Annotated in this window: 8 protein-coding genes and 2 pseudogenes; 4 read left to right on the forward strand and 6 right to left on the reverse strand. The window is 71.6% G+C overall.

Annotation, left to right across the window (positions count from 1 at the left end; genetic code table 11):
• Window positions 1-211: 211 nt before the first annotated feature.
• Genes ACN6LD_RS14695 through ACN6LD_RS14705 form a run of 3 tightly spaced genes read right to left on the reverse strand, consistent with a single transcriptional unit; the run spans window position 212 to window position 3883 of the window.
• Entirely contained in the window at window positions 212-1039 is an 828-nt protein-coding gene (locus tag ACN6LD_RS14695; RefSeq protein ID WP_445043379.1) for a hypothetical protein, read from the reverse strand.
• Window positions 1039-2301: a VWA domain-containing protein gene (locus tag ACN6LD_RS14700; protein ID WP_445043380.1), complete on the reverse strand. Its 1263-nt coding sequence runs from the start codon at window positions 2299-2301 to the stop codon at window positions 1039-1041. The genes ACN6LD_RS14695 and ACN6LD_RS14700 overlap by 1 nt, the downstream gene beginning before the upstream one ends.
• 43 nt (window positions 2302-2344) lie before the next feature.
• Window positions 2345-3883 (reverse strand): IucA/IucC family protein, encoded by a 1539-nt coding sequence (locus tag ACN6LD_RS14705; protein WP_445043381.1) that lies wholly within the window; start codon window positions 3881-3883, stop codon window positions 2345-2347.
• Window positions 3884-3986: 103 nt separating this feature from the next.
• Between ACN6LD_RS14705 and ACN6LD_RS14710 the strand changes: the two genes are divergently transcribed.
• Entirely contained in the window at window positions 3987-5552 is a 1566-nt protein-coding gene (locus ACN6LD_RS14710) for an IucA/IucC family protein (protein WP_319189876.1), read from the forward strand.
• 20 nt (window positions 5553-5572) lie between these two features.
• Window positions 5573-5683 (forward strand): annotated as a pseudogene (locus ACN6LD_RS14715) (HipA family kinase); the annotation flags it as partial.
• A gap of 589 nt (window positions 5684-6272) precedes the next feature.
• Here the strand turns inward: ACN6LD_RS14715 and ACN6LD_RS14720 are convergent.
• Window positions 6273-6440: pseudogene (locus tag ACN6LD_RS14720) on the reverse strand (helix-turn-helix domain-containing protein); the annotation flags it as partial.
• Window positions 6441-7114: 674 nt separating this feature from the next.
• Window positions 7115-8314 carry a cysteine desulfurase-like protein gene (locus ACN6LD_RS14725; protein WP_445043382.1) on the reverse strand — a complete coding sequence of 400 codons (1200 nt, stop codon included), beginning with the start codon at window positions 8312-8314 and terminating at the stop codon, window positions 7115-7117.
• 179 nt (window positions 8315-8493) lie between these two features.
• On the opposite strand from ACN6LD_RS14725, the gene ACN6LD_RS14730 reads away from it, so the two are divergent.
• The gene (locus tag ACN6LD_RS14730; protein ID WP_319189872.1) at window positions 8494-9417 is read left to right on the forward strand and encodes a LysR family transcriptional regulator; all 924 of its coding nucleotides are present in this window, start codon (window positions 8494-8496) and stop codon (window positions 9415-9417) included.
• A 203-nt stretch (window positions 9418-9620) separates the two neighbouring features.
• Here the strand turns inward: ACN6LD_RS14730 and ACN6LD_RS14735 are convergent, their stop codons facing one another.
• A complete protein-coding gene (locus ACN6LD_RS14735) occupies window positions 9621-11003 on the reverse strand; it encodes a helix-turn-helix domain-containing protein (protein WP_445043383.1) in 1383 nt (460 codons plus the stop codon).
• A 92-nt stretch (window positions 11004-11095) separates the two neighbouring features.
• On the opposite strand from ACN6LD_RS14735, the gene ACN6LD_RS14740 reads away from it, so the two are divergent.
• A complete protein-coding gene (locus ACN6LD_RS14740) occupies window positions 11096-11671 on the forward strand; it encodes a hypothetical protein (protein WP_445043384.1) in 576 nt (191 codons plus the stop codon).
• The last annotated feature ends 23 nt before the right edge of the window (window positions 11672-11694 follow it).

The raw sequence follows: 11694 nt of genomic DNA on the forward strand, positions 1-11694 counted from the left end.
GCCCGACGTGCCGCGGGTGGCATGAGACAGGCCCGCCGCACGTGCTGCGGGTGGCATGAGACAGGGCCGCTGCCCGACGTGCTGCGGGCGGTGTGCGGCGGGGCCCGTCGGCCGACGTGCTGCGGGTGGCATGAGGCAGGCCCGCCGTACGTGCCGCACGGGGCATGAGACAGGGCCCACCGCGGCGCGCGGTGGGCCCTGTGAGGAGGCGTCAGGCGCCCGGGGGCACGTGCCGCGGCCGTCCCGAGCCGCGGGTCAGCGTGTATCCGCCGATCCCGGCGAGGGCGGCGAGCACCGCGCCGACCGCGGTCCACACCCACCGGTCGGACCACCAGCCGGACGCCCAGCCGTCGTCCGGCTCGATGCTCGACAGCACGGCCGAGGCCGAGGAGTCGTCCTTCTCGGTCTCGGACCTCGCCGCGATGCCGGGAACGAGCGGCTTCGCCAGCGAACCGTCTACGGCCGCGGATCCGCCGATGTCCTTGGAGTCGACCCGCAGTTCCGCCCCGACCGGCAGGCCCAGGTCGGCCGCAGCCAGCCCGAGGACCGTCAGCCGGACGTAGTACGTGCCCGGCAGCGGGTCGTCGGCCCACGGCTCCGACCAGGCGCGCACCGTGCGCAGCACGCAGGCCAGTTCGACGGAGCTCGCGCCCGCCGCGGCGGTCCGCGTCTGCGCGCCGTACTGGCAGGCCTGACGGCGCCGCAGACCGTCGTACACGTCGACCTGCCAGGTCTGCGCCGCATGGGTCCCGGGCAGCTTCACCGTCGCCTCGACGGTGGGGCGCTGACCGGTGTCCGCCGGGAACGACCAGTACAGGTAGTCGCCCGCGGAGCCGTTCGCCGTCGCCTTCTGCCCCTGTTCGATCTCCGTCGCCGTACGGAACGAGGTGCCCGCCTCGGTCGGCGCGGAACCGTCGCCGGACGGACTCGCCGACGGCGTCGAGTCGGCCGCGGCCGGTGCGGCCGCGGGGCCGAGCGCCAGCCCCGCCACCGGCCCGAGCACCAGCAGGACGCTGCTCAGCACACGTGTGATCCGCATCAGTTGGTCCTCCAGACCGCTACCCGCCAGCGAGACGCCCAGCCCCACAGCACACCCGCGAGGAAGCCGACCAGCACCAGGACGCCCAGCAGCCACCAGCCCCGGCCGAGGCCGAAGGCGGCCACGTCGCTCGCCTGCGACGGGCCGTCCACGACGTCCACCGTCAGCTCCAGCGGCATGCCCGGCGTGGTCTTCACGCCGGCCGCCGCCGAGTAGGAGTTGGTGACCTGGACGCACACCGTCTCGGCCGGCGTGTCGTCGTCGTCGCTCTCCGCCTTCGGGTAGCGCAGACCCGTCGAGATGACGTCGGTCCGGCCGATGCCCGCGGCCTCGCCGCGCACGATCTCCCGGCCGTGCACGGTGAGCGCCCGCAGCAGCACCCCGTAGTCGGGGTTCACGGCCCGGTCCGCCGACACGCTCACCGAGGCGCGCAGTTCCTGGCCCGGCTCGACGTCGACCCGGTACCAGCGCTCCTGGCCGAACTCCTCGCGGTCGGTGTACAGACCCGACTTCAGCGTGGGCGCCTTGGCGCAGGAGGCCGCGCCCTCGGCGGCCACCGGAGTGACCACGGGATCCGCGGCCCGGTCGACCAACTGGTTCACCCGGTCGGTGAGTTCGTCGGTGTGCTCCACCGAGGTGTAGGTGCCGCCGGTCGCCTCCGCGATGCAGCTGAGCTGCCGGCGCATCTTGACGTTGGGCACCAGGCCGAGGGTGTCGATGGTCAGGCCGATGCCCTTGGCCGCGATCTCGCGGGCGACCTCGCACGGGTCGAGCGGAGGACAGGTGTCCTCGCCGTCGCTGATCAGCACGATGCGCTTGGAGCCGGTGCCGCCGTCGAGGTCGCCGGCCGCCTTCAGCAGGGCGGGACCGATCGGCGTCCAGCCGGTCGGCGACAGCGTCGCCACCGCCGTCTTCGCCTCGGTCCGGTCCAGCGGGCCGACCGGGTAGAGCTGCGCGGTGTCCTTGCAGCCCGTCTTGCGGTCGTCGCCCGGATAATTGGCGCCGAGGGTGCGGATGCCGAGCAGGACGTTCTCCGGGGTCGCGTCCAGCACCTCGTTGAACGCCTGCTTGGCCGCGGCCATCCGCGTCCCGCCGTCCATGTCCTTCGTCCGCATCGAACCGCTGACGTCGAGGACCAGGTCGACCTTGGGTGCGGCGGCGGTGGTCTCGTCGGCTGTCGCCCCGGCCGGGAACGCGATCCCGGCCGCGAGCGCGGCGAGCAGGGCGCAGACGCCCGCCGCCAGCCGTTGTGTTCTGATCATCGGCGGATCCTATTGATCAGAGGCGGCCCGCCACAAAACGGGGTCAGTCCGCCTGCCACCGCAACGGGTTGGGCAGCCCGGCCCACTGGTCGCCGGACGTCCTCGGCGACAGCCGCATCAGCGTCAGCGCCTTCGCGGGCAGCGGCTCCTCGCACAGCGCCACGAGGTCCGGGGAGCGGGGCAGATCCCGTACGGCGGCCTCCAGGGCCGCCCCCAGCGCCCGGCCGCTGCCGGCCGTCCCCGCCAGCGCTCCCGCCACCAGCGAGCCGAACAGCTTGCGGCGCAGCACCGTCACGTCGTCCGTGACGATCCGTGCGGGCAGGCCGTCGGGCAGCGGGACGCCGTGCCGGGCCAGCCGCGCCGGACTGACCCGGATGTCGGCCAGGTCGCGGTAGACCAGCCGCAGCGGCTCGCCCGTCGGCGACAGCACCACCAGCAGGTTCTGGCCGTGCGCCTCCAGCGCCACGCCCAGCTCCAGCATGCGCAGTCCGACGGTGAGCCCGAGCCGCGCCAGCCGGCCCAACCAGGCGCTGTCGCTAGGCAGTCCGGTGCCTGCGAGGGCGGCCACCGGGACGACGTGCTCGCCGGGCCCACCGTATTCCCGCGGCGACTCGCGCAGCACGGCCGCCAGGTCCGGCGAACAGGCGGTGGCGGCGCCCAGCGTCCGGGTCATGTGCAGCAGGCCGTGCGCGTGCGGCGTCAGGGTCTGCGCGAACGCCGAGAGGACCGCGGAGGCGGCCACCGAGCTGACGGAGATGTCCCGCACCGAGGAGGTCAGCCGGGTGCTCAACGCGGTCTTGACGTGCAGGCCGTCCGCCAGGGCGAGCGTGCGCAGCGACATCAGCGGACGGGCCGCCATCCCCTCCCGGCCGGTCCGGCCGAGCACATGTGCCGCCTGCCACGGATGCACCGGGATCAACAGCCGTGCGCCGTCCCGCAGTCGGTCCGGCCACTCGCCCGACACCAGGCAGTCGGCGGCGGGCGCCGGCAGCAGCTCCAGCCGCACCGACGGCCGGTGCTCGGGACCGTACGCCAGCTGCTCGGCCACCGAGAACCCGGGCCGCGCCCGGCAGTTGGGGTGGAAGGGATGCCCGTCGACGACCTGCTGCTCCCACTCCCAGTCCTGCGCCGGCCACTTCTCGGCATGCGCCAGGCCGCTGTCGTCCGGGTCCTGGCCGGCCCGGGACAACGCCAACGACGCGACGCTGTGGCCGAGTTCGGCGGCGAAGTCCGCACCGTGCGGGACCGCCAGCTCCGCCAGCAGCCGGGCGGGGTCGTCGTACGCCGTCGCGTCCAGGCGCACCTCGGTCACACCGGCGGCGGTCGTGTACGGGTCCGCGGGCGGGCCGAGCAGACGGCGTCCGTCCCGCAGCCGCAGCAGCAGCCCCTCCCGGCCCCGCGGACCGCACCCCTCACGGTGCGCCACCCATGGCAGCGGCTCGTGGGCGAGCGCCCGCCACAGCCGGGTCAGCACGGCCGCCCGGGCCCCGGGCAGCGCGGCCGTGAACCGCGGGCCGAGGGCGGGACGTACGGCGGCCAGTTCTTCGGCCAGGTCGGTCTCGACGCTGGGGGGACGGTGCACGGGGGAGCTCCTGGGGGTACGGGTACGGCGTCGCGGACGGCTCGTGACGACAGCGATACTTGATCGTCTCCGCCCAGCAGAACCGTAGGGAACCAGGGAACCAGTGGATCGCGTGGACCTCATCCCCCCGCCCCCCGAGCCGACGCCGCCCCCCGGGGCTCCGGCTCGCGGCGACGGCGTCGCCGAGCGTGCCGACGCGTATGCCGCCGCCCCGCTGCTGAACTGTCTGCTGCGGGAGCTCGCCGAGCCGCTGCCCCGCGCGCCGGGCGACGACGGACGGCCGGTCCACCGGCTGCCCGGCGGCCGCCTGCTGCGCGTGCGCGGCGACCGCCGGCCGGCCGGCCCGGAGGTCTACGAGGCGGGCGCCTGGCGTCCGCTGGACCACTGCGGGCTCGTCGCCCTGACCGCCGAGGAGCTGCGTCTGCGCACCGGAGCGGACAACCCCGACCTGCCCGCCGAGATGATCGACAGCAGGGACGTGGTGGCGGCGCTGCTGACCGCACGCGCGCGTGCCACCCCGCCGGCCGACCGCTACCTGCGCTCCGAACAGTCCCTGATCACCGGCCACCCCCACCATCCGGCCCCCAAAGCGCGCGGCGGCGGTCCCGCGGCCGGCTGGCTGCCGTACGCCCCCGAGGCGCACGCCCGCTTCCCGCTCGTCCTGCTGGGGCTGCGCGAGGACGCCGTCGTCGAGGAGGGCGACACCGGCGCGCTGGACGCCCTCGGCGAGGCCCCGCCCGGGTACCGGCTGCTGCCGGCTCACCCCTGGCAGCTCGACCTCGCGGCCCGGGAGCTCGCGCCCGCCTTCGCCGACGGCCGGCTGGTGCGGCTGGGCACGACCGCCTTCGACGTGTGGCCGACGGCCGCCGTGCGCACGGTGTACGCGCCCGAGCGGGACCTGTGCCTGAAGTTCAGCCTCGACGTGCGCATCACCAACGACATCCGCCGGCTGTGGCGACACGACCTGCTGAAGCTGCGCCGGACGGACGCCGCGGCGGCCCGCGCCTTCGCGGCCTGGGACGGTCCGGCGGTCTGGCTGAGCGACCGCGGCCACCGCACCGCCGCCTTCGCCTTCGAGGCGCTCGCCGTCCTGGTCCGCGACGGACTGGCCGCTCCGGTGCTGCCCGGCGCGACCCCGCTGCTCGCCGCGGGCCTCGTGGAGGGCTTCGACGGCAGCCCGCTGGCGGCGACGAAGGACCCCGCGAGGTGGTGGGAGGCGTACCTGTCGGCCGTCGTCCCGCCGGCCCTGGAGGCGTTCGCCGGTCACGGCGTCGTCCTCGAGGCGCATCTGCAGAACACGCTCGTCGCCGTCGACGCCGACGGCCTTCCGGTGCAGGCCCTGTTCCGGGACGCCGAGGGCGTGAAACTCCTGCCCGACGTGGAGCGGTCGGCGGGCTGGGAGCGGCTGGTGTACTGCCTGGTCGTGAACCACCTGTGGGAGGTCGCCGCGGCCCTCGCCGCACACCACCGCGGGTTCGACCCGTGGCCCGCGGCCCGCCGCGCACTGGCCCGCCACGACCTGCCCGAGACGGCGGCCCTGCTCACGGCGCCCACCCTGCCGGGCAAGACGAACCTGCTGCTGCGCTGGACGGGCGCGGACGGCGCGGACGCCCGCTATCTGCCGCTGCCCAACCCGCTCGCCGACGGGACCGACGCCCGCCGCACATGATCTGAATTACGCTGACCGGTGTGCTGCGCGAAGTGACCGCTGTCCGATACGTGAACCCGCTGAGGTCGGGCGGCTCCGTGCCCGGCGTCGTCGAGGCCGACGACCTCGGCACCTACGTCGTGAAGTTGTCCACGGGGTGGCGCTGACCTGTGGTGATGCGGCTGAACCCGTTCCTGACCTGCGCGGATGCGTCTTTCGGAGCGTTTCAGTTTCGTGCGGCGTTATGCAGCCGGTCCTCCCCACGCGCTCCCCAGCGGTGCGGACACTCCCCAGATTCTCCCCAGGGGAAGCCGACGTGACCAGCGGCGACGAGACGAAAGTCCGTATCCGTCGTTCGAACACTGAGTGACTGCCAAGGGGCTGGCGCGCTCTGAAGCCGCTGGCTGTGCCAAGCGAACAACCCGCAAGAACGCCTCCGCGCCGCCTGCCTCGCCGAAACCGCGGTCTTCGTCCTGGTGCTGGCCGGCACGCGCGGCTGATGCCCCAGCACATCCCCGGCCGGCACCGCATCCGGGACCGGGGCGGGATGCGCGCCCTGTGCGCAACGGCCGTTTCCTCGCCCTGTGCTGCGCCTACGCCCGTGCGGCGGGCACGGGACGTACGTCGTGTGTTCGCGTCCTGTGGGCCGGTGACTGTCCGGTCCCAGCCGAGCTGTTCGCGTATCTGCGGGGCAACGGCGCGGCGGTTCCTCGACGGAACATCCGCAGGCGAGGCATGGGATCAACCGGTGCGCAAGACGTCCAGCGCCATCAGGGCCACATGCAATGCGGTGCGCCGTTCGCCGGATTCGAGGTCGCAGCCGAGCAGGCGCTCGATGGTGCGCAGGCGTTGGTAGAACGTCTCGCGCGACAGACCGCCGCGGCGGCCCGCGCTGGTCTTGTTGCCGGCCACCCTGCGCGCGATGCTCGGCCGCGCGGCGGGCCGTCTCGAGGATGGGCGATCCGGCAGGCGTCCCCAGGAGACCGGTCACCGCGCATCCCTCCCACGGGAGAGCGACAGCCGCGCACGGCCGGAGGGCAAGGGCATTCTGTGCCGCGGAGGCAGACGCCCCGGAGCATCGAGTATCGAAGCGGGCATACGGACAGACCGATGTAACCGTGCGGGGCACTACAACCATGACGCGGCAGGCTCGGGAGAGAACGAAAGGGCTGGTCACAGCCGCCTGTCGAGCCATCTCGGATGGCGGACCGGCGCACCCTCGCCCTGGCGAACAGTGGATTCCGGTCGTCCGGACACATCCCGACTCGCCAACTTCCGGTACACGGAAGAGCCGACCACGAACCGAAAACGCGGTCAGTGCTCAGAGGTTGCTGTGAAGTCAGCGGTGATGGGCCGTTGACTTCCCTGTCGCGGCGACTCGCGTCCTCCGCGCAAGACACCTGGGCAGAGCCGTCCTTGTTCGCACCGGCGGTGCTCGCGACGGCCGCCGGTGCGCCGGTCGCCGCCCGGGTGCGAGCCGAAGTGGCACGGCGACGTCTTCACGCTTCGAAGGGACTGGCGGAGAGGGCATCCGGCTGTCGACCGGCGGCTCGGCACTCGGTCGGTCACATGAGGGACAGACTTCAGAGAAAGGAGGAGAGACCGTCGAGGAGCCTGTCCACGTCCTCGGCGGTGTTGTACGGCGCCAGGCCCACCCGTAGGGCGGGGTCCTCCAGCTTCAGGGCGGCGAAGGGCTCGTACGCGTAGAACGACCCGGCGGGGGCCAGGACGCCGCGTGCGGCCAGGTGCGCCTGGGCCTCGCGGGCATCGCGGCCTTCGAGTGTCATCAGGAGGGTCGGAGTGCGGTCGGCCGCCTTCGAGTGCACGGTGACGAGATCATCCAGAGTGTGCAGACCGTCCTGCATCCTCGTACGCAGCGCCTGCTCGTGTTCGTGCAGAGAGCCCAGAGAATGTGCGAGCCGCTCCCTGCGCGTGGTTGCTACGCCCGGGTCGATCGCGGCGATGAACTCCACGGAGGCCGTGGCGCCCGCCAGGATCTCGTAAGGCAGCGTGCCGAACTCGAAGCGTTCCGGCACGGTGTCGGGGGACGGCAGGAGCTTGTCCGGCTGGACGGTTTCGAGGAGTTCGGGCGCTCCCGCGAGCACGCCGCAGTGCGGTCCGAGGAGCTTGTACGGCGAGCAGACGAACAGGTCCGCACCCATCGCGGGCACGTCCACCAGGTGATGGGCGGCGTAGTGCACCCCGTCCACGTACACCAGGGCGCCGACCTCGTGCGCCCGGTCGGCGATCCGGCGTACGGGCGGTTTGGTGCCCAGCACGTTCGAGGCCGCCGTGACCGCGACCAGCCGGGTCCGGGGCGACAGCGCCCGCTCGAAAGAATCGAGGTCCAGTTCCGTCGTCCTGGCGTCGATCTCGATCCAGCGGACCGTCACTCCGGCGCGCTCGGCCGCCTGGACCCAGGGGCGGACATTGCAGTCGTGGTCCAGGCGGCTGAGGACGATCTCGTCACCCGCCTTCCAGCCCTTGGCCAGGTGACGGGAGAAGTCGTACGTGAGCTGGGTGGCGCTGCGCCCGTGGACGATGCCGTCGGCGGGCATGTTGAGCAGGTCGGCGTAGGCGGCGCGGAACTCCGCGACGGCGCGCTCGGCGTTCAGCTCGGACGGGCTGACAACACCCCGGTTGGAGAGGGGGCCGGTCAGCGTCGCGGTGATGGCGTCGGCGACGGGGCGGGGGGTCTGGGTCCCGCCCGGGCCGTCGAAGAAGGCGAGGCCGTGGTCGAGGGAGGGGAAGTGGGCCCGGAGCGCGGTCAGGTCGACGGCCATGGCCTCGGCTTTCTGCAGGAGTGGGGACCGGTCCTGCCAACGACTGGCGGCTGCGGGCGGTCGGCGACGGCGAGGACGACAGTGCGGGTGGGGCGCGCTCTTGCGGCCCGTTGCCTAGACTCTGGCACCGGTGAACGAACACGTAAAGCGATGGATCGAGAAGGGAGAGTTCACGATTCGTGAAGTCTCAGCCGGATCTGAAGCTCCTGTCCACCTTCATGGCCGTGGTGAACCGCGGCTCCATGGCCGAAGCTGCGGCAACTCTCGGCTACGTACCCTCCGCGGTGTCCCAGCACATCGCCGCGCTGGAACGCGACATGGGCATCGAGCTGGTCATCCGCCGCCCTGGCAGCCGGCTGATCCTCACCGCGGCCGGCCGCTCCCTCGCAAAGGCGACCGAGACGCTCTTCGACGCGACCGCCCGGTTCCAGGACACTGCCAACGGCATCTCGAACCGTGAAATCGCCGAACTGCGCGTCGGCGCCTACCCAAGCGCGATGAGCCACCTGCTCCCCGGGATCCTGTCCGTTCTCAAGCCTCGTGGCTTCGGCCCCCGCATCCGCCTGGTCATCGTGGAGACGGACAAAGGGCTGCCCATGCTCAGATCGGGTGATCTGGACCTGCTCATCGCCTACCGGTACATGCCCGAGGACCCACCGACCGCCTCTGGTGAGTGGACCATCACTTCTGTGGGGCACGAGCCGCTGGTGCTTGTCACGGGTACCCGGCCGGAACGTCGCCCGATGGAACTGGCGGAATGTCTTGAGATGGAATGGACCTCGGGCCATGCGCACAGTCCCGATCGGCGTCTGCTGCATCGCTGGGCCGGAGAACTGGGGATCTCTCCCGACGTCACGCTGGAAACCGAGGATCTGCACAGCATGCTGGCCATGATCAGAGCCGGTTTGGCGGTGGGGCTGATCCCAGCCACTCTCATCAGCGGAGACAAGGACTGGTCCGGAGTCGAACAGGTTGTCCTTCCGTCCGGAGTCGTGCCACTCCACCGCGAGGTTCTCGCCGTGAGCAGACCAGGCGCCCGCCTCCCCATCGTCAACGAGTTGGTCACGCTGCTGAACGAGGCTTTGAGGAGAGTCCGGCTGTAGGGGGTCGAGGAGGAGCCGCACGGAGAGTGCAGCCGCGTGTCACCTGATGCGACACCCACTTTCGGCTGGCTGCGTCAGACGGTTGCCGGCGCGTAGCCTGCGTTCCTCATGCGCCTGGTCAGGCGGGACAGACCGTCGAGCTCTGGACCTGAGCGACAGCCGAGCGTCGAAAGTGCTCAAGGGGAGTCCGGGTCTTGACGGTTCTACGGACCGGCTACCGATTGTGCCGCCCACCACACGGCGATCTGGGCCCGGGAGGAGAAACCGAGTTTGGTCAGGATTCGGTCGACGTGACTGTCGATGGTGCGTGGCGACAGCACGAGCTCGGCGGCGATCCGCCGGTTGGTCATGCCCAGGGCCACCAGTGCGGCTACCTGCTCCTCCCTGCGGGTCAGCGGGCTCTCGGATGCCGTAGCCGCGTCCGGACGGGTCCCGGTCTCGGTCTGGCTCTCCAGGGCGTAGTCGATGGCTGCGGCAGCGCCGTCGAGTGCGGCGCTGTCCCGCAGTGCCTGTTCGTACCCGTCATGGCCCAAGGCCCGGCGCACCTCGGTCGAGCAGCGGTCGTGGAACTCCGTGTCCTGCGGCTCGCCCATGGCGATGGTGACGTCGATGGCGTGGCGCAGCGACCGCGCCAGGCCCAGGAGGCGGCCGGCCCGCCGATGGTCACCGGCTGAAGCGGTGATCCAGGCCAGTTGCTCCACCATCTTGGCGATGCCGAAGGTGTCGTCGAAGCCCCGCAACGCCTCCAGTGCGGACCGCGCCAAGTTGTCGGCCTCCGACAGTTCGCCCAGTGTCCAGGCACGACGGCCCATGGCCATGAGCAGATGAGCACGGGCCCATTGCTCACCGTGGGTCTCAGCGGCCGCGAGGGCCTCCCGCGCGATCTGGGGCGCGCGCGGGTTCTTGGCCGCGTTGCCGACAGTGGCCAGTGTGCACAGCCAGGTCACCGTGCCGAACCGGTCGCCGAGTGCGGTGTGGTCAGCCACTGCCTGCTCCACATGGGAGAACGCCTCCGCCACCCGGCCCTGGAACAGTGCCGACACGCCCCGGTAGCCGCGCACACGGGCGGAGAGGGCTGGTTCGCCCAGCCGCTCGGCAAGTGCACCGGCCTCCGTCAGCCACCCGTCCGCTGCCGACAGGTCGGACTGCAACAGCGCCACGTGCGCGGCCGCCACCAATGCGTGAGCCCGCGCCGGAGTGGGGTCGGGCGCCTCCGTGAGAGCGCGCTCCAGCTGCCGCCGTCCCTCGCTGCGGAATCCACCCGCGACCCAGTAATAGAGGAGGGCGGCGGCCAATGCCAGCGTGGCCTGCGGGTCATCGCAACAGGACGCGTCGTGCGGCATCGCCGGGTTCAGCGCCGACGGCACGTTTCGGTACGCCAAGGCTGTCAGCAGATTGCCGTGCTCGGCCCGTAGCCGGGCCAGGATCTCCGGCTGACGCGGCTGCGGGTCGCACCAGTTCTCGTGGAGGTCCTTGGCCAGGGCGAGATAGAAGTCACGGTGCCATCGCCGCACCCGCCGGTCCTCGCGGGCGTCGTCGGTCAAACGCTCGCGCCCGTACTGGCGAATGGTCTCCAGCAGCCGCACAACCGGATCACTGTCGTCCTCGGCCTGGGGTGCGGACTTCGCCAGGGCGAGGTGTTCGGGTTGGCCCGGAGGACATCGACTACGCGAGAGGCGTGCTTCACGTTCGTCGCCAGGTCCAGGAGATCAAGGGGCGGCTGTACTTCGCCCTGCCGAAAGGGAAGAAGACCCGTGTCGTCGACATGCCCTCCACGGTTGCCGAGGAGCTCAAGCGCCACGTCGAAGCGTTCCCGCCGGTCGAGAGAGAACTCCCGTGGGAGAAGCCGGAAGGACCGCGAAGGAAGTTCTCGCTGCTGCTCACCACGCGATTCGGCGAGGCCATCGCCGTGAACACGTGGAACACATACACCTGGAAACCCGCATTGGCCCAGGCGGGAATCATCCCGCCGCGCGCCAAGGGGACAAAGGACTGGCAATGGGAGGCTGCGCCGAAGGACGGCTTCCACGCGCTGCGGGACACCTACGCCTCCATCATGCTGGAGTCTGGAGAATCCGTCGTGGCCCTGGCGTGGTGGCTCGGGCATTCCTCGCCTGCGATCACCCTCGGTTACTATGCTCACTTCATGCCGGAGGCCGGAAGCAAGGGGCGGACGACCATCGACGGACTGCTGGGGAGGCAGGGAGATTTGCATGCTCTTCGAAACTCCCCCGATTCTCCTCAGGGCTGCTGACGGGAAATATCCGCTGTTTGAGA

This window comes from Streptomyces sp. SAS_272 (assembly GCF_052543235.1).